General features: G+C 68.4%; 21 protein-coding genes and 2 riboswitches. Of the genes, 11 read left to right on the top strand and 10 right to left on the bottom strand.

What is annotated here, in order from left to right; translation table 11 throughout:
* Positions 1–2: 2 nt before the first annotated feature.
* Entirely contained in the window at positions 3–290 is a 288-nt protein-coding gene (locus tag AB4Y80_RS00695; protein WP_442211331.1) for a DUF6457 domain-containing protein, read from the bottom strand.
* A 23-nt stretch (positions 291–313) separates the two neighbouring features.
* Positions 314–937: a molybdenum cofactor guanylyltransferase gene (gene mobA / locus AB4Y80_RS00690; RefSeq protein WP_442211330.1), complete on the bottom strand. Its 624-nt coding sequence runs from the start codon at positions 935–937 to the stop codon at positions 314–316.
* A 148-nt stretch (positions 938–1,085) separates the two neighbouring features.
* Here mobA and AB4Y80_RS00685 point away from each other — a divergent pair, with 148 nt between their 5' ends.
* Both AB4Y80_RS00685 and AB4Y80_RS00680 read left to right on the top strand, forming a co-directional pair.
* Positions 1,086–1,766, top strand: coding sequence for a TetR/AcrR family transcriptional regulator (locus AB4Y80_RS00685; protein ID WP_442211328.1), 681 nt, complete (start codon positions 1,086–1,088; stop codon positions 1,764–1,766).
* Positions 1,759–3,330, top strand: a complete 1,572-nt coding sequence (locus AB4Y80_RS00680; protein WP_442211327.1) for an MDR family MFS transporter — start codon at positions 1,759–1,761, stop codon at positions 3,328–3,330. The genes AB4Y80_RS00685 and AB4Y80_RS00680 overlap by 8 nt, the downstream gene beginning before the upstream one ends.
* 58 nt (positions 3,331–3,388) lie before the next feature.
* Here the strand turns inward: AB4Y80_RS00680 and AB4Y80_RS00675 are convergent, their stop codons facing one another.
* From AB4Y80_RS00675 to AB4Y80_RS00665, 3 genes are all read right to left on the bottom strand, one after another.
* A complete protein-coding gene (locus AB4Y80_RS00675; RefSeq protein WP_442211326.1) occupies positions 3,389–4,153 on the bottom strand; it encodes an NlpC/P60 family protein in 765 nt (254 codons plus the stop codon).
* A gap of 3 nt (positions 4,154–4,156) precedes the next feature.
* Positions 4,157–4,342, bottom strand: a riboswitch (cyclic di-AMP (ydaO/yuaA leader).
* 149 nt (positions 4,343–4,491) lie between these two features.
* Positions 4,492–5,295: a M23 family metallopeptidase gene (locus AB4Y80_RS00670; RefSeq protein ID WP_442211324.1), complete on the bottom strand. Its 804-nt coding sequence runs from the start codon at positions 5,293–5,295 to the stop codon at positions 4,492–4,494.
* A gap of 6 nt (positions 5,296–5,301) precedes the next feature.
* Positions 5,302–5,533, bottom strand: a riboswitch (cyclic di-AMP (ydaO/yuaA leader).
* Positions 5,534–5,657: 124 nt separating this feature from the next.
* Complete coding sequence (locus AB4Y80_RS00665; RefSeq protein WP_442211322.1) at positions 5,658–6,353, bottom strand: metal-dependent transcriptional regulator; 696 nt, start codon at positions 6,351–6,353, stop codon at positions 5,658–5,660.
* Positions 6,354–6,608: 255 nt separating this feature from the next.
* On the opposite strand from AB4Y80_RS00665, the gene serC reads away from it, so the two are divergent.
* Entirely contained in the window at positions 6,609–7,736 is a 1,128-nt protein-coding gene (serC, locus tag AB4Y80_RS00660; protein ID WP_442211320.1) for a phosphoserine transaminase, read from the top strand.
* Between the two features lie 53 nt (positions 7,737–7,789).
* Here the strand turns inward: serC and AB4Y80_RS00655 are convergent, their stop codons facing one another.
* Positions 7,790–8,275, bottom strand: coding sequence for a DUF3027 domain-containing protein (locus AB4Y80_RS00655; RefSeq protein WP_442211318.1), 486 nt, complete (start codon positions 8,273–8,275; stop codon positions 7,790–7,792).
* An 11-nt stretch (positions 8,276–8,286) separates the two neighbouring features.
* On the bottom strand, positions 8,287–8,667 hold the full coding sequence (locus AB4Y80_RS00650; RefSeq protein WP_442211317.1) for a cold-shock protein: 381 nt from the start codon (positions 8,665–8,667) through the stop codon (positions 8,287–8,289).
* Between the two features lie 208 nt (positions 8,668–8,875).
* Between AB4Y80_RS00650 and AB4Y80_RS00645 the strand changes: the two genes are divergently transcribed.
* The 7 genes from AB4Y80_RS00645 (at position 8,876) to AB4Y80_RS00615 (ending at position 16,946) form a co-directional block, all read left to right on the top strand.
* Positions 8,876–9,106: a hypothetical protein gene (locus AB4Y80_RS00645; RefSeq protein WP_442211316.1), complete on the top strand. Its 231-nt coding sequence runs from the start codon at positions 8,876–8,878 to the stop codon at positions 9,104–9,106.
* A 26-nt stretch (positions 9,107–9,132) separates the two neighbouring features.
* Complete coding sequence (locus AB4Y80_RS00640; protein ID WP_442211315.1) at positions 9,133–11,586, top strand: helicase-associated domain-containing protein; 2,454 nt, start codon at positions 9,133–9,135, stop codon at positions 11,584–11,586.
* On the top strand, positions 11,583–13,274 hold the full coding sequence (locus AB4Y80_RS00635) for a DNA repair helicase XPB (protein ID WP_442211314.1): 1,692 nt from the start codon (positions 11,583–11,585) through the stop codon (positions 13,272–13,274). Before AB4Y80_RS00640 ends, AB4Y80_RS00635 begins: the two co-directional genes overlap by 4 nt.
* A 10-nt stretch (positions 13,275–13,284) precedes the next feature.
* Positions 13,285–14,079: a class I SAM-dependent methyltransferase gene (locus AB4Y80_RS00630; protein ID WP_442211313.1), complete on the top strand. Its 795-nt coding sequence runs from the start codon at positions 13,285–13,287 to the stop codon at positions 14,077–14,079.
* A gap of 132 nt (positions 14,080–14,211) precedes the next feature.
* Complete coding sequence (locus AB4Y80_RS00625; protein ID WP_442211542.1) at positions 14,212–14,922, top strand: response regulator transcription factor; 711 nt, start codon at positions 14,212–14,214, stop codon at positions 14,920–14,922.
* 3 nt (positions 14,923–14,925) lie between these two features.
* Entirely contained in the window at positions 14,926–16,542 is a 1,617-nt protein-coding gene (locus AB4Y80_RS00620; protein WP_442211312.1) for a sensor histidine kinase, read from the top strand.
* A gap of 110 nt (positions 16,543–16,652) precedes the next feature.
* Positions 16,653–16,946: a WXG100 family type VII secretion target gene (locus AB4Y80_RS00615; RefSeq protein WP_442211311.1), complete on the top strand. Its 294-nt coding sequence runs from the start codon at positions 16,653–16,655 to the stop codon at positions 16,944–16,946.
* Positions 16,947–16,961: 15 nt separating this feature from the next.
* Here AB4Y80_RS00615 and AB4Y80_RS00610 read toward each other — a convergent pair whose 3' ends face one another.
* The gene (locus tag AB4Y80_RS00610) at positions 16,962–17,903 is read right to left on the bottom strand and encodes an RNase H family protein (protein ID WP_442211309.1); all 942 of its coding nucleotides are present in this window, start codon (positions 17,901–17,903) and stop codon (positions 16,962–16,964) included.
* Positions 17,904–18,029: 126 nt separating this feature from the next.
* Positions 18,030–19,658: a chaperonin GroEL gene (gene groL / locus AB4Y80_RS00605; protein WP_442211308.1), complete on the bottom strand. Its 1,629-nt coding sequence runs from the start codon at positions 19,656–19,658 to the stop codon at positions 18,030–18,032.
* Between the two features lie 412 nt (positions 19,659–20,070).
* Here groL and AB4Y80_RS00600 point away from each other — a divergent pair, with 412 nt between their 5' ends.
* A complete protein-coding gene (locus tag AB4Y80_RS00600) occupies positions 20,071–20,565 on the top strand; it encodes an NINE protein (protein WP_442211306.1) in 495 nt (164 codons plus the stop codon).
* An 89-nt stretch (positions 20,566–20,654) separates the two neighbouring features.
* On the opposite strand, the gene AB4Y80_RS00595 is transcribed toward AB4Y80_RS00600, so the two are convergent.
* On the bottom strand, positions 20,655–21,266 hold the full coding sequence (locus AB4Y80_RS00595; RefSeq protein ID WP_442211305.1) for a LytR C-terminal domain-containing protein: 612 nt from the start codon (positions 21,264–21,266) through the stop codon (positions 20,655–20,657).
* Positions 21,267–21,297 lie beyond the last annotated feature (31 nt).

The following is a 21,297-nucleotide window of genomic DNA, read 5'->3' as shown; positions in this document are numbered from 1 at the left end:
GGCTACTCGGCGGGATTTTCGGGGGCGGCTTCGGCCGCGGCAAGCTGCTTGGCCAGGGCAATGGCCGACTGCATGGCGGCGGCGTCCCCGGCCTGGCCGGAGCCGGCCGCCAGCCCGGCGGCCAGCCCGGCCACAAAGGTCGTCAAGGGGGCCGCGGGGCGCACGATCGAATGGGCGGCCACGCCGGCCAGGTTCAGCACGGCATGCAGGTCCACGTCAACGTCGGCAATTTCAAACGCTCCCAGCAGCTTCTCCAGCCACGCCTGCAAGACCTCGTCATGATTTTCCATTTACAGCCCTTTCGCCGGCCCGTCTACTCCGGGACGCGCACTCCGTGCGCCCGGGCGTCATCCCACGTGTCCACATCGGCCGTGGATCCGGGCGGAACAATGCATTCCTTGATGTTCACACTAGCAAGCAGGGAGAAGACGGACGCATTCTCCAGGCGGTGCGCCGCGCGCGCCGCGTCCACCGCGGCCAGCAGCGCGGGCACCGGATAGATGGCGGCCAGCGGTTGCCTGCGGCCGCCGTCCACGGCCATGACCGCGCCGTCGGCCCCGGCCGCCCCGACCAGCAGCAGGGCCAGCTCCCGCACGCCGGGCATGTCACACGCCAGCACCAGCACCCGGCCCTCGGCCACCCGCAGTGCGGCCAGTCCGGCCGCGATCCCGGCCGCCGGGCCGGCAAACGGCGGGTCCTCCTGGACCAGGAGCGTCCCCCCGTCCAGGCCGGGCAGTCCGGCCAGCTCCGCCACCGGGCCGACGACGGCGACACGCGGGTCCGGTGCCACCGCCCGGACGGCGTCGCGCGCGGCGGCGACGGAGCGCTCCAGGAGGGTTGCGCCGTCGAGCATCAACGTGGCCTTCGCGACCCCGCCCAGCCGGCACGACCGGCCCCCGGCCAGCACCAGCACGGCCATTTGCTCCTGCCCCGTCACTACCGCCTCCCCACCTTCTCCTCCCCCGATGGTACCGCCGGGGCACCCGTGCCGGCGTTCCCCGGGAAATCCCAGACACCGGCCCTAAGCTGCAGCTACTAAATATATGCAGTGCATGCACTTATTTGCGAGGAAACGAGGGACACCCATGATGCCGGACACGGAACCGGGGCTGCGCGCCCGCAAGCGCACGGCCACTCGGGCGGCCATCCAGAAGGCGGCCGTCTCCCTCGCCCTGGAACACGGCTATGAAAGCGTCACGGTGGAGATGATCTGCGAGGCCAGTCTCGTATCCCAGCGGACGTTTTTCAACTACTTCGGCTCCAAGGAAGGCGTCATCCTCGGTGGCGCGCTGCCGGCGCCGTCGGCCGCGGACCTGCAACGGTTTGTGGAGCACCCCGGGCCGAACATCCTGGCGGACCTGCTGAACCTGGTGGCCTCCGTCATCACCGCCAACGAGCCCAACCTTGAGGTCTTCGAGCTGCGGCGCAGGGTCATCCACGCCTCACCGGAGCTGATCAAGCGACAGAAGAACCGGATCGGAGAATTGGAGGGCCAATTCCGGCAATACGTGCTGGACCGGTTCACGGCACAGGGGCGCGACGCCGGCAGCCCGCCCAACCGTGAGGACGAGGCGGCCATGGTGGTGGCCCTGGCCGCCGGCGCCATGCACTTCGTCATGGCGAAATGGGTGGGCGGGAACTTCAGCACCACCTTGGACGAGCTCGCCGAACAGGCCGGCGGGCTCATTGCGCACATCACCACGGACAGCCGCCTGGCTGCCCCGCCTGTTCCCCGAGCCCAGATAAGGAAGCAAGCCCATGATTGAAGCACCACCCGAGGTCGCCGCCGAGGCGGCCGCCCGGCGGCGATCGGTCCTGCTGCTCTTTGCCGGGCTCATGCTGACCATGCTCCTGGCCTCCCTGGACCAGACCATTTTCAGCACGGCCCTGCCCACCATCGTCGGCGAGCTCAACGGCGTCAACGACATGCTGTGGGTCATCACCATCTACATATTGGCGTCCACCATCATGCTCCCGATCTACGGCAAGCTCGGCGATCTGATCGGCCGCAAGGGAATCTTCATCGCCGCCATTTCCGTGTTCATCCTCGGATCGATCGTGGGCGGCTTCGCCCAGGACATGACGTGGCTGATCATCGGCCGGGGCGTCCAGGGACTGGGCGGCGGCGGTTTGATGCTGCTCTCCCAGGCGATCATCGCCGACGTCGTCCCCGCCCGCGAACGTGGCCGGTACATGGGCGTCATGGGCGGCGTCTTCGCGCTGTCCTCCGTGGCCGGACCGCTCCTGGGCGGCTGGTTCACCGACGGCATCGGCTGGCGCTGGGGCCTGTGGATGAACATCCCGCTGGGCGTCCTGGCCATCGCGGCCGCCGTCTTCTTCCTCAAACTGCCCCCGCACCCCAAGATCAAGGCCCAGGTGGACGTGGCCGGGATGGCGCTGCTGGGCATCACCTCCACGCTGCTGGTGCTGGTGAGCACGTGGGGCGGCACAAAGTACGCCTGGGGCTCGCCGACCATCATCGCCATGATCGCCGGCACCGTGGTCGCCGCCGCCCTCTTCGTGTGGGTGGAGCACCGGGCCGAGCACCCCATCATGTCGCTGCACCTGTTCCAGGAGCGCAATTTCAACCTGACCACCTCCGCCGGGCTCATCACCGGCATCGCCATGTTCGGCACGCTCGCGTACCTGCCGACGTATTTGCAGATGGTCACCGGAGCCAACGCCACGCAGGCCGGCTTCCTGATGATTCCCATGATGGCGGGCCTGCTGGTGACCTCGGTTGCCTCCGGGGCGCTGGTGAGCAGGACCGGACGGTACAAGTGGCTTCCAATCACCGGCATGTTCATCGTGGCCGGGGCGCTGGTGCTCTTGTCCACGATGACCCCCTCGCTCCCGGTCTGGGTGATTTGCGCCTACCTGGCCCTCATGGGCATTGGCCTGGGCACCTGCATGCAGATCCTGGTCTTGATCGTCCAAAACCAGTTCCCCAACTCCCAGGTGGGCATGGCCACGGCGTCCAACAACTACTTTCGGCAAATCGGCGCGTCCCTGGGCTCGGCCGTGGTGGGCAGCCTGTTTGCCCACCGGCTGGCCCAGATCCTCACCGACCGCATGTCCGGCGGCGCCCAGGCCGCCGGGGGCATCAACTCGCTGACGCCGGAAATTGTGCGCAACCTGCCCGCACCGGTGCGCCACACCATCATCGAGGCCTACAACCAGGCTCTGACGCCGATCTTCATCTACATGGTGCCCCTGCTGCTGCTGGCGGCCATCCTGCTCTGCTTCGTCAAGGAGATCCCGCTGGCAACCACCATTGACCGGGCACCCGCGCCGGCCGGCACCGAGGCCGCCCCGGTGAGCGGGTCATAAACGACATTGAACCCCGTCCATCAGGACGGGGTTCATGTGTCGGTGTTCGACTTGGTGCTTAGTGGCCGATCGCGATGAAGACCGGGCCCGAGCCGACGTTGACCGAGAACAGCGCGGTGGTGCCGCCGCCCCAGCCGCCGTGAACGGCCGTGCCGTTGCCAACGTAGACAGCGATGTGGGCCATGCCCATGCCGCCGTCGGCGTAGTAGACCAGGTCGCCCGGCTGTGCCTCAGCCTGGGAAACCGTGCGTCCCAGGGAGAGGTAGCCCGCCGGCCAGCCGTGGTAGTTGATGCCTGCCGCGGCCAGCGAGTTGGTCGCCAGGGCGGTGCAGTCCTGGGCCACGCCGAGCTGGGCGTAGGCCGCGGCCGCGATGGTTGCACCCACGCCGCTCTTGACAGCCGGCTTGGCGGCGGCCGGAGCCTCGGTGGTGGTGATGACGGGAGCTTCCGCGGCGGGAGCAGCGTCGGCCTGGACCTCGTTGCTCTGCGCGGCAACCACAGGTTCCGCGGCGACGGGCGCCGGGGTTGCGGAGACCGCGATGGGAGTGAAGGTGACCTTCACCTTGGAGCTGGCCGTCACGGCGGAGGCAACGGAGGAGTTGAGGCTAAGCGTGGTTCCACCATCGGAGGCGCGCTCCACGGTGGGGGTTGAGGCATTCGCGGCAATTCCGGAGGTAAGTACGAGCCCGGATGCTGCTGCGATGACTGCAGCCTGTCGCCCGACACCGCCGACGTTGGAGCTGACGGCTTTCGTGATGACGGAGATCGGGCTGGTCTTAACAACTTCGGCGCGGTGGCGCCCAAGGGCAGTGTTTGAAGACAAGAAGGATCCTCTCCCAAAGCCTGCGAGGTAAGCTGTCGGATTCGGATGGGAGTCACCCGGCCGCTCCACACTCACTTTCGGAATTTCTTCCTTATGCGAGCGCTTCGCGGCTTCACCCCTAGGACTTCTGTGGAAGAAGTCCGATTATTGGTTCCCCCGCCTCTGCCAGACGATTGGTACGAACGGACCATGGGCAGCGGCAGAGTTTGGCAATCCGCTCATGGACGCCAGCTTGATTCGAAGCTGGCGCGATTACGACGTTACAACAGATTTTTACGAATGTCACGTTCAGGTCACGGTAGCGTCTCTACTTCGTGACCTAAGCCCCGGTGGAGGACTTACAGCCAGCCCGTGGGATCGACGGTCTCGTCGTTGACCATGACCTCAAAGTGCAGATGGCAGCCCGTGGAGGCCCCTGTGGTGCCGCTGAGGGCCACCAGGTCCCCGCGCTCCAGCTGCGTCCCCACGGCGACGCTGATCGAGCTCAGGTGGTTGTACGACGTCGAGAGCCCGTTGCCGTGGTCGATCACGACGCGATTGCCGCCGCCATACGGGTGCCAGCCGGCAAAGGTCACGGTCCCGCCGGCCGCGGCAAAGACGGAGGTGGAGCAGGCCACGGCAAAGTCCTGGCCGGTATGGATCTCCCCGAGTTCCCCGGTCAGCGGATTCAGGCGGGCCCCAAAGGGTGAACTGGTGTTGAGTTCCTTCAGGGGGGCGGACAGGGTGCCCTTGGAGGCCTGCGGCGCCACATTGGCGGCCTCGACCTTCAAGGTCTCCTGGAGCTGGCCGTCCGCATTGAGCGCGCTGGCCACGGCGGGGGCCGCGAAGGTGACGGGCACATCGGCGGCCGCGGAGACCACGGCGGGGGCGGTCGGGGCAGGGGCGTCCACGCTGGCAAGGGTCATTCCGGTGGAGGGCAGGGTGACCGCAAGGGCCAGTCCCGTGGCCGCCAGCACCATCCCGGCCTTTTGGCCGATGCCGCTGCGGAGCCCGGAGCCGACCAGCTGGCTGATGCCTCCGGTGGGGACGGCGCGTGTGCGCTCTGCCGCCAGGGCATCGCGGCGGCTTGGCAAATCCGCGGCGGGCGCCTCGAATTCGGGCACGGGGGCGCGACGGCGCCCGTGTTCTTTGACGTCTAACACGTACTTGTTACCTCTCTATAAGGCACCTGCGAAGTTAGCTGTCGGATTCGGATCAGAGAGTCAAGCGTTTGATCCGGACCGGTTCCGGGCAAACTGGATCCACGGCGCGCCCTTGTGGACGCCAAGTGTGGATTCGTGTGCTGTGGAACCGGGCTTCACCCCAAGACCGACCAAGCGGCCCGTCAAAAGTGGTTCCTCCGCCCCTGCCTTTGTGACATAAATCCAGCCATGCGAAGACAGGGTTCGGTGTCGCATGGATGGTAACGCTTTGGTTACGGCGCTGGTTTTTACTATACGGGAAAAATCGTCACCGTAACAATTCCGTTACATTAGCTTCGGGTGGATCCGCGTCGCGCGGGAGATCAGCTCATGGAGACAAAGACGTGCGCGGCGACCTCCGGCGGCAGCTCCAGCGCCCCGTCAATGCCGGGCACCCGGACCGAGATGTACTCCCCGGCACGGGCCAGGGAAATTTGCGCCCCGGGGCGCAGGCCGCCCTCGTCGAGCTGGGTGAGCAGCTCCGGTTCCACCTGGATGCGCTCCGAGAGGCGGTGGATGGTGACCGATTGGTCGGGCGAGTAGGTGGCCATGGCGTCAACGAGAGTGAGAAGTCCGGCCGCGAAGTTCGGCGACACTCTCCCGCCCAGTTCCTCCAGCCCGGGAATCGGGTTGCCGTAGGGAGATTCGTCGGGCTGGCCCAGGATGTCAAAGAGGCGCTTTTCCACGCGCTCGCTCATCACGTGCTCCCACCGGCAGGCTTCCTCGTGGACGTAGGCCCAGTCCAGGCCGATCACATCGGAGAGGAGGCGTTCGGCCAGGCGGTGCTTGCGCATGACCCGGGTCGCCTTGTCCCGGCCCGCGGGGGTCAATTCCAGGTGCCTGTCACCCGAGACGATGACCAGGCCGTCGCGTTCCATCCGGCCGACGGTCTGGGACACGGTCGGACCGGAATGGTGCAGGCGCTCGGCAATGCGCGCACGCAGCGCCACAATGTTCTCCTCTTCCAACTCCAGAATGGTCCGCAAATACATTTCCGTCGTGTCGATCAGATCTGTCACGTCAGCATCCTCCTGATATTGAGCTGGATTCCGGGCATGGGCTTAGACCTCTACGTTATCGTGCTTAATTCAAGGGAGGAAAACCGTCGTTTGTTCCCGCACGCCCACCCGCCGGAGCCCGGCACCGGCCCCAACGACCCCGCGATCGATTTGTTTCACCATGCGGCCACCGTTTCGGCCCGGGACCGGTTCTGCGGCAGAATTGGCACCAGCCCTCGGCCCCCACTTTCCGTCGCCTAATTTTTGGAGCAACTTGTGAGCGAAACCCCACCCCTCACCATCCCCGCAGCCCTGCGACCGGTCGACGGCCGCTTTGGTGCCGGCCCCTCCAAGGTTCGCCCCGACCAGGTCGCCGCGCTCTCCGCCGCCGGAGCCTCGCTGTTGGGCACCTCCCACCGGCAGGCGCCGGTGAAGAACCTGGTGGGCGAGGTCCGCAGCGGGTTGATGGACTTCTTTCGCGCGCCGGCCGGTTATGAGGTGATCCTGGGCGTGGGCGGATCCACGGCGTTTTGGGATGTCGCCGCCTTTGGCCTGGTGGAGAAGAAGGCCCAGCACCTGTCCTTTGGCGAGTTTGGCTCAAAGTTTGCCGCGGCCACCAACAACGCCCCGTTCCTGGAGGCCTCCTCCATCCGCACGGCGGAGCCGGGCACCCGCTCGGAGTCCGTGGCCGAGGCCGGCGTGGACGTTTACGCCTGGCCGCAAAATGAAACCTCCACCGGCGTGGCCGCTCCCGTGAGGCGCGTGGAGGGGGCCGACGACGGCGCCCTGGTCGTGGTGGACGCCACCTCCGCGGCGGGCGGGCTGGCCGTGGATGTCGCCGAGGCGGACGTCTACTACTTCGCCCCCCAAAAGAACTTTGCCTCCGACGGCGGACTGTGGCTGGGACTGTTTTCTCCCGCCGCCCTGGAGCGGGCCAAGCGGGTGGGCGCCACGGGACGCTGGGTGCCGGACTTCCTGAACCTGAACACCGCGATCGAGAACTCCCTGAAGAACCAGACCTACAACACGCCGGCCCTGTCAACGCTGGTCACCCTCAACGAGCAGGTCAAGTGGCTCAACGCCAGCGGCGGGCTGGACTTTGCCGCCAAGCGCACCGCGGACTCCGCCGGCCGGCTGTATGCCTGGGCCGAGGCCTCCGCCGTCGCCACCCCGTTCGTCGCCCGGACCGAGGACCGCTCCAACGTCATTGTCACCATCGACTTTGACGAGTCCGTGGACGCCGCGGCGGTCGCCAAGGTGCTGCGCGCCAACGGGATTGTGGACACCGAGCCCTACCGCAAGTTGGGCCGCAACCAGCTGCGCATCGCCACCTTCGTGGCCATTGAGCCGGCGGACATCACCGCATTGACCGCCTGCATCGACTACGTGATCGAAAACCTCTAACCCGCCAGCGGCGGGGCGGTGCGCCCGCGGTGCGCCCGCCGGGCCGGGCCGTCCTAGTCCTCGGGCAGCTCGTCCACGCCGGCGTCGTCCTCGGCCTCGTGATCGGCGTCGTGCTCGGGCTCGTCCTCGGGCTCGGCAGGCTCCGCCGCCGGCTCCTGGGCCTGGGCGTCCTCGGGGCGGACGCGCTCGGCCCAGGGGACCCAGGGCGGGGCCAGCACGGAGTCATTGGTGGGCAGCAGGCCCACCTCGTCGACGGTTGCGTCCTTGGCCCGGGACACGCGGGTCAGCGTGGCAAACCAGGTCCAGCCCGCGTAGCCGGGCAGCTTGCACTCGAAGAGGTGCGTGACCACCCGAACGCCCTCGCTTCGGGCACCGACGTAGCTGCCGATGTTTTCATCGGTGGCAATCTCTCCGACGGCGGTGCGGGCGGCGGCCACGGCCGCGGCCAGGACGGCGTCGGGCTTGCCCACCCGCCAAACCGGCACGCCGGGGCGCATCGGTACGGCTGGGGCGGTTGAATTCGTGGAAAGTTCGGTCATGGTGGGCACCGTTACGCGTCGAAGTTGTCGGCAACCTTGCGCAATGCCGCGGCAATCTTGGCGGCATCACCTTCCGGGTACTTGCCGTTGGTCAAAGGTCCCACGGAGTGTTCGAGCAAGGACACCAGGTCCTGCACGATGGGGGCGAGGTCGCGGGCCGGCATCCGCTTGGCCTTGGCCACGGACGGGCCGCGATCCAGGATTCGGGCCGCCATGGCCTGGGCGCCCTTGCGGCCGTCGGCCACCCCAAACTCCATGCGCATGCCGGGCTTGATGTCGCCGGCGTCCGCGGGCAGCGCGTTGGCGCGCAGGAAGACCTCCCGGCCGTCGTCGGCGGTCAGGATGCCAAAACCTTTTTCGTTGTCGTACCACTTAACTTTGCCGATTGGCACGTGAATTACCTCGCCTATTTCATCATTGTCGGAACTCGCCCGGCGCCCGCGCGAAGGTTATCGCCGTACCGGTAAGCCGTGAAATATGCAGCTGGTACTGACAGGCACCAGAGGAACTGGTCGATTAGCCTCTAGATTACCGCCTTGGCGGCAGGGCGGCGGCTTTGCGCCGCACCTGTCCGCTGTTAGCGTTATGTCCATGATCCCCTTGAGCAGCAGGCCCCAGCCCGGCGACCGCGGCTGGCAGGTTTTCAACCTGACCGCCGTTGTCCTTGCCTTGGCCGCGCTGGTCTCCCTAATCATCGTGTTGCTCTCGAAGTGGGCCGGGGCCGCGCCGTGGACCGGATTCAACTGGATCGCCATGCTCGCCCTGCCCGCCGCCTTCGTCATGATGGGCGGCAGCGTGCTGCGCTCCGTGGCCCGCCGCCGCCGCTTGTAGGCGGTGCGGGAGGTAGCGTTGAGCTGATGTCCACCCTGCGGCAATTGACAACCGAGCTCGCGGCCCGAACCGATCCGGCGCTGCTGCGGCTATTTGCGCTGCGCCCGGAGCTGATGGAGCCGCCGGTGGCCGATTTCGCCGCCCTGGCCGCCCGGGCCTCCAGCCGGGCCGGCCTGGCCCGCGCCCTGGACCGGCTCAACCAGCCGCAGCTGCAGGTGCTCACGGCCCTATTTGTCACCGCCCCGGACGCCGGCGCCACCGCCGCCGAACTGGCGGCCGCCGTCGCCGGCACCATGGCGGCCGATCTCGCCCCGCTCCTTGACCAGCTGTCCGAGCTGGCCCTGGTGGTCCCGGCGCCCAACGACGCCGGCCCCTGCCGCTTCCTGCCCGTCGCCTCCCTGCGCGATGTGCTGGGGGCGCACCCGGCGGGGCTGGGACGCAGCTACGGGGAGCTCGCCGACTCCCTCCCGGGCTGCCGGGACCGGCTCGCCGGCATCGCGGCCGCCCACCGGTCCGCCGTTGCGGGCGACCCGGCCGCGGTGCTGCACCAGGCCGTCACCTCCTGCCCGGATCCGGGGCTGTTGCTGGCGGACGCCCCCGCCGGCACGGCGGAGCTGCTGGCCAAGTTCCGGCACGGCCCGATGGGGCTGGTGGGCCACGCGCTGCGGGGGGTCGCCGCGGGCACGAAGCCGCCGACGGGCGAATCCTCCAGCCGGGACATCATCGACTGGCTGCTGGCCCGGGGCCTGCTGATCCCCCTGGACGACGACCACGTGGAGCTTCCCGCCGAGGTGGGCCTGCTGCTGCGCCGGGGGCACGTGATCACGGACTTTGCCCCCGCTCCCCCCGTGCTTTCGCTGGACGGCATGCGCACGTCGCGCCGGGACAACGCGGCCCTGGGCGCCATCGCCGCCGTGCTGCGCACCATGACGCGGCTGCTGGATTCCGTGGAGTACCGGCCGCTGGACACGCTGCGCACCGGCGGGGTCGGCGTCCGCGCCGTGCGCACCGTGGCCAGGGACCTGGACGTCGATGTGGCACAGTCGTACTTTTACCTGGAGCTGGCCGCCGCGGCCGGGCTCATCTCCCTCGACCCCGACACCTCGCGGTGGCGGGCCGCCGCGGCCGGGTGGCGGGCGCGGGACCGGGCGGAGCAGTGGTTGTGGCTGGCCGCCGCCTGGCTCGACGCGGACAGGCTGCCGTCGCTGATCGGCACCGGATCTCCCGCCGTGAACGTGCTGGCCGGCGAGGCCTTCCGCCCGGATGCCCCACAGCTGCGGGAGTCCTCGCTGCGGGTGCTGGCCACGCTGTACCGGGGCCCGGCCCGCGCACTGCCGCCCGGGACGGTGCCGGCGCCGACGCTGCCGCAGCTCATGGCCCACTTTGCGTGGCACCATCCCCGGCCGGCCCGGCGGATCGCCAAGGCGCTGGCCGGATTCCTGGCGGAGGCGGAAATCTTGGGGCTGACGGGCGCCGGCGCCCTGACGGACATTGGCCTGGCGGTGATCGATCGGGACTGGGACACGGCACTCGCCCGGGTCGCCGAGGCCCTGCCGGCTCCCGTGGAGCATGTGCTCCTGCAGGGGGACCTCACCGCGGTGGCGCCGGGCTTCCTTTCCCCCGCCGTGGCCGCGGAGCTGGCGCTGCTGGCCGACGCCGAGGGGAAGGGTACGGCGGGCGTGTACCGGTTCAGCGCCGCGTCCATCCAGCGGGCCCTCGCGGCGGGGCGCACCGCCGAGGGCATCCTGGCATTTCTCGCCGCGCATTCGGCCACGCCGGTGCCGCAGCCGCTGGACTACCTGCTCAAGGAGGCGGCGTCCCGCCACGGCCGGCTCACGGTGGGCACGGCGGGCACGTATGTCAGCAGCGACGACGCGGCTCTGCTGGCCGAGCTGCTGGCCGGGGACGTTGCCGCCGCCCTGGAGTTTACCGCCGTCTCGCCCACCGTCGTGGTGACGCCGCTGGCTCCGGCGGAGGTGGTGGCCGCCCTGCGCGCCGCCGGGCTGTCCCCGGCCCTGGCCGGCGGAACCAGCGCCGAGCGGGAGGCGCCGCACCGCCGCAGTACCCGGGCGGGTGGGACCGCACTGGCCCTCAACCAGGCCGTGGCCCCCTATGAGGCGGCCCGGCTCCTGGCCGGCGAGGAAGCCACGGCCGGGGACGACGCCGTCGTCCCCGGCTCAGCGGCCGCGGCACAGCTGGGCCTGTTGCGCAGCCGGCCGGCCTTCACGCCCGGACGGGGCGAATCGGCGCCGGCCCTGGTGCTCGAACAGCTGCGCGCGGCCATTCGTCACCAGCAGGTGGTTTGGGTGACCACCGTCAGCGCCGACGGCCGGCCCGAGAGGCTGCGCCTGCATCCCGTGTCCGTGGCCGAGGGCCGGCTGCGCGCGTTCGAACCCGCGCGCGAGCGCGAACGGGTCGTCAGCATCCACCGCGTGATGGATGTGGAACCGGTGGAACCCCAAACGAAAGGGACGCCGTGAGCGACGGGCCGCTGATCGTCCAAAGCGACAAGACCATCCTGCTGGAGGTGGACCATCCGCAGGCCACCGCGGCGCGCCACGCCATTGCCGCCTTTGCCGAGCTGGAGCGGGCACCGGAACACGTGCACAGCTACCGGATCACGCCGCTGGGGCTGTGGAACGCGCGCGCCGCCGGGCTCGACGCCGAACAGGTCCTGGACACGCTGCTCACCTACTCCCGCTTCCCGGTCCCGCATCCGCTGCTGATCGACATCGAAGAGGTCATGTCCCGGTACGGGCGGTTGCGGCTGGAAAAGGACCCCCTCCACGGGCTGGTCATGCGCACCACCGATTTTCCCGTGCTGGAGGAAGTGATCCACGCCAAGAAGATCGGCCCGCTGCTGGGCCCGCGCATCGACCCGCTGACCGTGGTGGTGCACTCCTCCCAACGCGGAGCCTTGAAGCAACTGCTCCTGAAGGCCGGCTGGCCGGCGGAGGACCTGGCCGGGTACGTGGACGGCACTCCGCACCCGATCGCCCTGACGGCCGGGGACGCCGACGCCCAGGCACCCAAGGACGGCGCCTGGTCCCTGCGCCCCTACCAGAAGCTGGCGGTGGAGAACTTCTGGGCGGGCGGCTCCGGCGTCGTGGTGTTGCCCTGCGGGGCGGGAAAGACCCTGGTGGGGGCCGCGGCCATGGCCGCCTCCGGCACCACCACGCTGATCCTGGTCACCAACACCCTCTCGGCCCGGCAGTGGAGGGCCGAGCTGCTGCGGCGCACCACGCTGACCGAGGCCGAAATTGGCGAGTACTCCGGCGCCGCCAAGGAGGTCCGCCCGGTCACCATCGCCACCTACCAGGTGCTCACCGTGCGCCGCGGGGGCCTGTACCCGCATCTGGAGCTGCTCGACGACCACGACTGGGGCCTGATCATTTACGACGAGGTCCACCTGCTGCCGGCCCCCATCTTCAAGATGACGGCGGATCTGCAGGCCCGGCGCCGGCTCGGCCTGACGGCCACGCTGGTGCGCGAGGACGGCCGCGAGGGCGAGGTGTTCAGCCTCATCGGGCCCAAGCGGTACGACGCGCCGTGGAAGGACATCGAGGCGCAGGGCTACATTGCCCCGGCGGACTGCGTCGAGGTGCGCATTGACCTGCCGCGGGACGAGCGCATGGCCTACGCCATGGCCGACGACGCCGACAAGTACCGTCTGTGCGCCTCCAGCGACAGCAAGTCCATCGTGGTGGAGCGGCTGGTGGCGGCCCATGCCGGTGAGCAGATCCTGGTGATCGGCCAGTACATTGACCAGCTGGATGAAATTGCCGACCGGCTGGGGGTCCCGCTGATCAAGGGCGAGACCTCCGTACGGGAGCGCGAGCGCCTCTTTGACGAATTCCGGCGCGGGCTCATCCACACCCTGGTGGTCTCCAAGGTGGCGAACTTTTCCATCGACCTGCCGGAGGCGTCCGTGGCCGTCCAGGTGTCGGGTTCGTTCGGGTCCCGGCAGGAGGAGGCCCAGCGGCTGGGCCGGCTGATGCGGCCCAAGGCCGACGGCCGCACGGCCCGGTTTTACACCCTCGTGGCCCGGGACACGATCGACGCCGACTTCGCGGCCAGGCGCCAGCGCTTCCTGGCCGAGCAGGGGTATGCGTACCGGATTCTCGATGCGAAGGATTTACCCACCGCCGCCGGTGACCGACCGGAGTAGGATCGGCGTCATGAGCTACGAGGAATCCGTCGCGGCACACTACGGGCGCGACAATATCGAGGATCAGCTGCTGGCCGCCGTCCGGGACGCCGGCAAGGACCCGGACCACTTTTCCCCCGCCGACCTGCACGGGGCGGACCAGCTCCACATGGGCGGGCCGGCCGCCACCGCCCGCGTGGCCGCGCGCGCCGGCATTAGCGCCGGCCGGCGGGTGCTGGACATCGGGTCCGGGATGGGCGGGGTGGCCCGCCACCTGGCCCATGAGTTTGGCGCCACGGTGCACGGGGTGGACCTGACCCCGGAACTGGTGGCCACCGCACGGTCCATTACCCGCCGCACCGGGCTGGAGGGCTCCGTCACCTTCAGCCAGGGCAGTGCCGTGGCCCTGCCGTTCGAGGATTCCTCCTTTGACACCGCGCTGATGATCCATGTGGGCATGAACCTGCGCGAGAAGGACCGGGTGTTTGCCGAGGCCGCCCGGGTGCTGCGGCCCGGCGGGGTCCTGGCCGTGTACGACATCATGCTGCTCGGCGGGGACATCGAGACCTACCCGCTGCCCTGGGCGGAGACGGCGGAGACCTCCTTCGTTCAGCCGCCGCTGGCCTACACGGACGCACTTGAGGCGGCCGGCTTCGACGTCGACCTGGAGGCAAAAACCGTCGAGGAGGGCATCGCGTTCTTGGAGCAGGCCGTGGCCGGGGACGCCCCGGTGGGGCTGGACGGGCAGGCCGTGCCGAACCTGATGGCGGCCTTCCGGGCCGGCATCCTGGCCCCGGTGGAGATCTACGCCCACCGGCGCGCCTGAGCCACGCGCCTGAGCCGCGGGGCCGAACGGCCCAATCCTCACTGGCCGCTGGGAACTCCCTGAGCGTATGCTGACAGGAACTATCCTGGGAATATTCAGCTTATTACCAGCCAATGGTCGGAGACTTAAATGGTGAAGAAGACTGGACCTGAAGCAAAGCTGCTCGTTGTTGACGACGAGCCCAACATTCGCGAACTGCTCTCCACCTCGCTCCGGTTCGCCGGATTTGAAGTGGTGGCCGCCGCCAACGGCCGCGAGGCCCTCGCCGCCGCCGAGGAACACTCCCCGGACCTGGCCGTGCTGGACGTCATGCTCCCGGACATGGACGGATTCACCGTCACGCGCCGCCTGCGCGCCGCGGGCCGGCACTTCCCGGTGCTGTTCCTGACCGCCCGCGACGACACCGAGGACAAGGTCACCGGCCTGACCGTGGGCGGCGACGACTACGTGACCAAGCCGTTCAGCCTCGATGAGGTGGTGGCCCGCATCCGCGCCGTGCTCCGGCGCACCCAGCCGCTCCAGGACGACGACGCCGTGCTGCGCGTGGCCGACCTGGAACTCGACGACGACGCCCACGAGGTCCGCCGCGCGGGCCGGACCGTGGAGCTCTCCCCCACCGAGTTCAAGCTGCTGCGCTACCTGATGCTCAACCCGAACCGGGTCCTGTCCAAGGCGCAGATCCTGGACCACGTGTGGGAGTACGACTTCAACGGGGACGCCTCGATCGTGGAATCCTACATCTCCTATCTGCGCCGCAAGGTGGACACGGACACGTCGCTGCCGGCCCTCATCCAAACCAAGCGCGGCGTCGGATACGTGTTGCGAACGGCAGATAAGCGCTAGCCGTTGTTTACGTTGTGGAAGAACGCCTCGCTGCGCTCTCAGCTGGTCGCCACCATCAGCGCCCTGCTGACCGTGTCCCTGCTGGCGCTGGGGGCCACAACCTTCTTGCTGCTGCGCTCCTTCCTGGAAGACCAGATGGATTCCCAGCTCACCACCTACCAGCGCTCCATTGCCGTGCTGGGCACGATCGACTTTGAAAGCACCGGGCAGTCGCCGTTTGGCTTTGACTACTACGTGGCATTCCACTATTCCGACGGCGGGCTGGCGGACCAAAACCGGTCCGGCAACGACAAACCCATCTACCCCAGCTACACGATGAATCAGGCCACCGCCATCAGCGGCCGCAAGCTCACCGTGGCCAGCACCGACGGCGGCTCACCCTGGCGGATCACCGTCATCGGCCCGCAGCAGTTCCAGATCACCGACAACCAGGGCGTCAAGCGCGCCTACCCCGGCTATGTGGTGGTGGGACTGCCCTACGAGCCGCTCGAGGCCACCATGGAGCGGCTGGCGGTGGTCATTGCCGGCGTCGTCATCCTCACGGTCACCCTGGGCACCATGATTGCGTATTGGACGGTATCCCGCTCGTTCCGGCCGTTGCGCCGGGTGGAGCGAACCGCCGCGGCCATTGCCGCCGGGGACTTGTCCCGACGGGTGGACATTGAGAACCCGGGCACCGAGGTCGGCCGGCTCTCGGGCTCCCTGAACACCATGTTGGCGCACATTGAAAACGCGTTTGCCGTGCGCACGGCTTCCGAGACGCGTATGCGCCGCTTTGTGGCCGACGCCTCCCACGAGCTGCGCACCCCGCTGGTGACGATCCGCGGTTTCTCCGAGCTGTTCCGGCACGGGGCCCTGCAAACGCCGGAGGACGTGGGCACGGCCATGAGCCGGATCGAGAGCGAGGCCAAGCGCATGGGCGAGCTGGTGGAGGACCTGCTCATGCTGGCTCGGATCGACGAGCAACGGCCGCTCCAGCGCAAGCCCGTGGACCTGCTCATCATCGGCCACGACGCCGTGCTGGACGCCCGGGCCTCCGCACGTGACCGCAAGTTCACCGTCGTCGGCCTCGACGACGGGCCGGGCACCCCCGCACCCGCCGTGGGCGACGAGGCCAAGCTGCGCCAGGTGGTGGCGAACCTGATGGGCAATGCGCTGCGTTACACCCCGGACGGGTCGCCGGTGGAAATCATGGTGGGCACGCGGGTCAACGGGACGCAAAAGTCCTCCGTCATCAAGGTCCGCGACCACGGCCCGGGCATCTCCGAGGAGGAGGCGCCGCGCATCTTCGAGCGGTTTTACCGGGCCGACACCTCCCGGGACCGCAACACGGGCGGAAGCGGACTGGGATTGGCCATCGTGGCGGCGATCGTCGCCTCGCACGGGGGCACGGTGCGCCTGGAGGCTACGCCCGGCGGCGGCGCGACCCTGGCGATCGAGCTGCCGTTCGCCACCCCGGACGACGACGGCCCGCAGGACTCCCGGCCGGAGGAATGGCAGGACTTCCCCGCCGAGCCCACGGTCCCGCCCCTGCCGCGCACCGCACCGCGGTCCGCGGACTCCGCCGGGACGGCGGCGGGGACCGACGCCGCGTCCTCCACAGGGCCGGCCGCCCTGTAGCCGGTCCCCAGCCGGGCGACGGGTCCCGCCGGCGGGCCAAGGCGGGTTCTATCGTGGAGGCATCTCTATCGAATCCCCCGCAGCGGGGACCTCAACCAAGGAGCCGCGCCATGGCCCAATTCAACGTCAACAGCGACGACCTCGCCCTGAAAAGCACCGCCGTGAAGGGGTCCGTGGACCGGATCCGGATGGAGGTGGACGCCATGAAGCGAAACCTGCTGGACCTGCAGTCCACCTGGACCGGGGCCGCGGCCACCAACTTCCAGGCACTGCTCCAGGAATGGCATGCCACGCAGGTGAAGGTCGAGGCCTCCCTGGAGAGCATCAACACGGCCCTGTCCATGGCCGCCACCCAATACGCCCAGGCCGAGGAGGCCAACACCCGCATGTTCACCACGCGCTGACGGGCACCGGTGCGACTACCGGGTTTCGAGGGTGCCCTGGTGGAAGCGCAGCCGCCATTGGCCGCCGTCGTGGCGCCACAGCGAGCTGCGCAACACACTGCCGCGCTTCTCCAGGGTGCGGTACGTCAGCAGGGCGGTGGCCGGGTCAAGGCGGCTGAGGGTCAGCACGTCCAGGGTTGCCGCGGCTGACTCCTCGTCGCTGAAGGCGGACATGATGTCCTGGCGCGTCCACACGCGGCCCGAGGCGCCGATCTCCTCAAAGTCCGGGTGCAGCAGCATTCCGACCCGGATGCTGTCGGTGCGTACCACCGGATCCATGAGTTCGCGCTCCAGCTCCACCAGGGCGGCGAGGGAGTCATCGGCCACCGGCGCATAGGCCGGATCCAACTCGTCGTCGGGGAGTTCGGAGAACAAGTCCAGCTGCAGCGCGTCGTCGTCCGCCGCGGGCGCGGGCGTCGGGGCGGGCGTCGGGGCGGGCGCAGACTTCCCGGCGCCGGGGAAGCCCGGCCCCTCGTTGGGGGCGCGCCCGGCCTGGAAAGCGGTGGCGGCGTCGCGGGCGCGGTCGTCCGCGGCCTCATTGAGGTCGTGCCCGGCATGGCCCTTGACCCATTCGAACGTGTAGTTGCGTCCCACGATCGCGGCGTCAATCTGTTTCAGGAGGTCAATGTTGAGCACCGGCTTGCCGTCTGCCTTGCGCCACCCCTTGCGCTTCCAGCCCGGCATCCACTTGGTGATGCAGTTGATGACGTATTGGCTGTCGCACAAGATGTGCAGGGGTTCCGCGGACAGGTGCGCGGTGGAGTTGAGTAGATCCAGCACCGCCATGAGTTCGCCCATGTTGTTGGTGCCGTGCGGCCAGCCTCCCGCACGCCAGCAGGAGTCATCCACATACCAGGCCCAGCCCGCAGGTCCGGGATTTCCCAAAGCCGATCCATCGGCCGCCGCAACAATTGTCATGACACCATACTTTCAGACTCGACCGACACTTAACGCGCAAAGGGCGCCCCCTCCACAGTGGAGGGGGCGCCCTTCGCGTTACGGCGTTACAGCTTTACAGCGTTGCGACCGGGGAGGGCGTGGGGATTAGAACCCGCCCATGCCGCCCATGTCGTCGCCGCCGCCGCCGACCGGTGCGGACTTCTCCGGCTTGTCGGCAACCACTGCCTCGGTGGTCAGGAACAGCCCGGCGATGGAGGCCGCGTTCTGCAGTGCGGAACGGGTCACCTTTACCGGGTCGTTGACGCCGGCGGCCAGCAGGTCCTCGTAAACGCCGGTTTGGGCGTTCAGGCCGTGGCCCACGGGCAGGCCGCGGACCTTATCGACTACCACGCCGGGCTCGAAGCCGGCGTTGAAGGCGATCTGCTTGAGCGGGGCGTCGATGGCGACCTTGACGATGTTGGCGCCAGTGGCCTCGTCACCGGTCAGGTTCAGGCCTTCGAAAGCCTTCACGCCGGCCTGGATCAGGGCCACGCCACCGCCGGGGACGATGCCTTCTTCAACAGCGGCCTTTGCGTTGCGGACGGCGTCCTCAATGCGGTGCTTGCGCTCCTTGAGCTCAACCTCGGTTGCGGCACCGGCCTTGATGACCGCAACGCCGCCGGCCAGCTTGGCCAGGCGTTCCTGCAGCTTCTCGCGGTCGTAGTCCGAATCGGAGTTTTCGATCTCGGCACGGATCTGGGCGACGCGACCGGCGATGGCGTCGGCTTCGCCGGCACCTTCGACGATGGTGGTCTCGTCCTTGGTGACAACAATCTTCCGTGCCCGGCCCAGCAGGTCCAGCGTGGTGTTTTCCAGCTTCAGGCCGACTTCCTCGGCGATGACCTGGCCACCGGTGAGGATGGCGATGTCGGCGAGCTGGGCCTTGCGGCGGTCACCGAAGCCCGGGGCCTTGACGGCAACGGACTTGAACAGGCCGCGGATCTTGTTCACGATCAGCGTGGCCAGGGCCTCGCCTTCAACGTCCTCGGCGATGATCAGCAGCGGCTTGTTGGACTGCATGACCTTCTCCAGGACGGCAACAAGGTCCTTCACGCTGGAGATCTTGGAGTTGACGATCAGGATGTACGGGTCTTCAAGAACCGTTTCCTGGCGCTCGGTGTCGGTGACAAAGTAGGCGGAGATGTAGCCCTTGTCGAAGCGCATGCCTTCGGTGAGCTCCAGTTCCAGGCCGAAGGTGTTGGACTCCTCGACCGTGATGACGCCTTCCTTGCCGACCTTGTCCAGGGCCTCGGCGATGAGCGCACCGATCTCGGTGTCACCGGCGGAGATGGAGGCCGTGGCCGCGATCTCTTCCTTGGTCTCAATTTCCTTCGCGGAAATGAGCAGCTGCTCGATGACGGCCGCAACGGCCTTCTCGATGCCGCGCTTGAGGGACAGCGGGTCGGCGCCGGCCGCAACGTTGCGCAGGCCTTCCTTGACGAGGGCCTGGGCCAGGACGGTGGCCGTCGTCGTGCCGTCGCCGGCGATGTCGTCGGTCTTCTTGGCAACTTCCTTGACCAGCTCGGCGCCGATCTTCTCGTAAGGATCCTCGAGCTCGATCTCCTTGGCGATGGACACGCCGTCGTTGGTGATCGTGGGGGCGCCCCACTTCTTTTCGAGAACGACGTTGCGCCCGCGCGGGCCCAACGTGACCTTGACGGCGTCGGCGAGGATGTTCAACCCACGCTCAAGGCCGCGGCGCGCCTCTTCATCGAATGCAATGATCTTGGCCATGTAGGCTTCAGTCCTTTCGGGACAGTCATTTATGGACTCAGGTTCCCATCCGTGGTGCCCGCGACGGACGGACTCCTTGCCGACGATCTCTTTACGCCGACCCGAAATCCTCACCACAGTAGGAAAGTTCTACCTCCGATGGCGGCGAACTGACTAGGAACTAGCAGTCACCACCTCAGAGTGCTAACTCAATAATTAGCACTCTGCACCCGAGAGTGCAAGCGCAATTGGCTTTGTGTGCTCCCGGCGAAACCGGCCGGATGGGCGGGCGGCACCCGGAATGCGGACGGACCCGCGCCATCCTTCCCCTGCCCGTGGGAAGCGGCTAGCGTGGAGGTTGCAGTATTTCGGCCAGCGCACAACACTTTCCTGCGCACCGATCCCCGTCGTTCGCAGTAATGAAGGAGCAAGCATGAGTGAGAACCCGAAGCCCGAGGAGCCGGCCGATCCCCACGGCCAGCCGGCCCCCGTGGATCCGCCGAGCCCGGCCGAGACGCCCGTCGCCGACGCCGCACCGGTGGCGCCCGGCTACGGACCGCCCGCGTACCCCCAGCAGCCCGGCTATGCACAGCCCGGTTATGGCCAGCCCGGCCCGGGCCAGCAGGGCTACCCGCCCCAGGCCTACCCGCCGCCGGGTTATCAGCAGCCCTACCCGCCAGGGTACGGCTACCAGCCCGGCGTGGAGCAAAAATCCAAGATCGTCGCCGGCATCCTGGGCATTTTGCTCGGCTACTTGGGCATCCACCGTTTCTACCTGGGCTACACGAAGATCGGCATTATCCAGATCGTCGTCACGTTCCTGACGTTTGGCCTGGGCGGACTGTGGGGCTTCATCGAGGGCATCATGATCCTCGTGGGCGCCGACCCGTTCAAGCGTGACGCGGCCGGGATCCCCTTGAAGGACTGACGACCCCCGGGACCGCACGGGGTGAAAATGGCGGCCGCCCCATCCGGGGCGGCCGCCATCCTTGTGTCTGGCCATGGGGTGGGCCGGTGCTACATTGCCCCGGGTCCCAGCACCACGGCCAGCGGCAACTGGAGTTCGGCGGTGTCTACCAGGGCGGTGATGTTCAGCAGTTTGCCGAGGGCCTGGGCGTTGGCCTTTTGGGCGGGGCCGTTGTAGAAGATGACGGACGTCTGCTGCGGCTGCCCGGCCCAGTTCGCCGCCTGGGAGACGGTCCAGCCGTCGGCCGTCACGGTGGCCGCATACTTGGCGGCGAGGCCGCCCACGCCGGTGGCGTTGAAGACGCCCACCGGTGTGCTCTTGTCCACCCCGGACGCGGGCGTCGGCGTCTGTGTCGGCGTTGCGGACGGGGTGGGCGTTGCGGACGGCGCGGGCGCGGACGTGGTGGTGGGGGGCGCCGACGTGGGCGACACGGGCGCCGTCGTGGTGGTCCGGCTTCCGGCAACCGGCGGCTGCACGCCGTTGTCGGCGGTCAGCTTGGGCACAATCAAGAACGCCAGCAGGCCAATGCACAGCGCGACCACGCCGAAGATCATCAGCGGCACCAGAGTGCGCGACGGCTCTTCCAGGGTGGTCCGGTGAACGCCGTGGCGCGCGGAGTTTTCCGGGACACGGTCAAATTCGTCCCGCGGGTAATTACTCATTGTGCAGTGCTGTCCTTGTGCGTGAGGCAGT

It is taken from the genome of Specibacter sp. RAF43 (assembly GCF_052114065.1).
Taxonomy (GTDB): domain Bacteria; phylum Actinomycetota; class Actinomycetes; order Actinomycetales; family Micrococcaceae; genus Specibacter.
This window is presented reverse-complemented; position numbering and strand designations above follow the sequence as displayed.

What these genes read in the sequence shown, in the direction of transcription:
- AB4Y80_RS00685 (WP_442211328.1), top strand. Translation starts at nt 1,086, where the DNA reads ATGATGCCGGACACGGAACCGGGGCTGCGCGCCCGCAAGCGCACGGCC.
- groL (WP_442211308.1), bottom strand. Translation starts at nt 19,658, where the DNA reads ATGGCCAAGATCATTGCATTCGATGAAGAGGCGCGCCGCGGCCTTGAG.
- AB4Y80_RS00595 (WP_442211305.1), bottom strand. Translation starts at nt 21,266, where the DNA reads ATGAGTAATTACCCGCGGGACGAATTTGACCGTGTCCCGGAAAACTCC.
- AB4Y80_RS00640 (WP_442211315.1), top strand. Translation starts at nt 9,133, where the DNA reads ATGTCCACCCTGCGGCAATTGACAACCGAGCTCGCGGCCCGAACCGAT.
- AB4Y80_RS00610 (WP_442211309.1), bottom strand. Translation starts at nt 17,903, where the DNA reads ATGACAATTGTTGCGGCGGCCGATGGATCGGCTTTGGGAAATCCCGGA.
- AB4Y80_RS00695 (WP_442211331.1), bottom strand. Translation starts at nt 290, where the DNA reads ATGGAAAATCATGACGAGGTCTTGCAGGCGTGGCTGGAGAAGCTGCTG.
- AB4Y80_RS00600 (WP_442211306.1), top strand. Translation starts at nt 20,071, where the DNA reads ATGAGTGAGAACCCGAAGCCCGAGGAGCCGGCCGATCCCCACGGCCAG.
- AB4Y80_RS00655 (WP_442211318.1), bottom strand. Translation starts at nt 8,275, where the DNA reads ATGACCGAACTTTCCACGAATTCAACCGCCCCAGCCGTACCGATGCGC.
- AB4Y80_RS00630 (WP_442211313.1), top strand. Translation starts at nt 13,285, where the DNA reads ATGAGCTACGAGGAATCCGTCGCGGCACACTACGGGCGCGACAATATC.
- AB4Y80_RS00615 (WP_442211311.1), top strand. Translation starts at nt 16,653, where the DNA reads ATGGCCCAATTCAACGTCAACAGCGACGACCTCGCCCTGAAAAGCACC.
- AB4Y80_RS00680 (WP_442211327.1), top strand. Translation starts at nt 1,759, where the DNA reads ATGATTGAAGCACCACCCGAGGTCGCCGCCGAGGCGGCCGCCCGGCGG.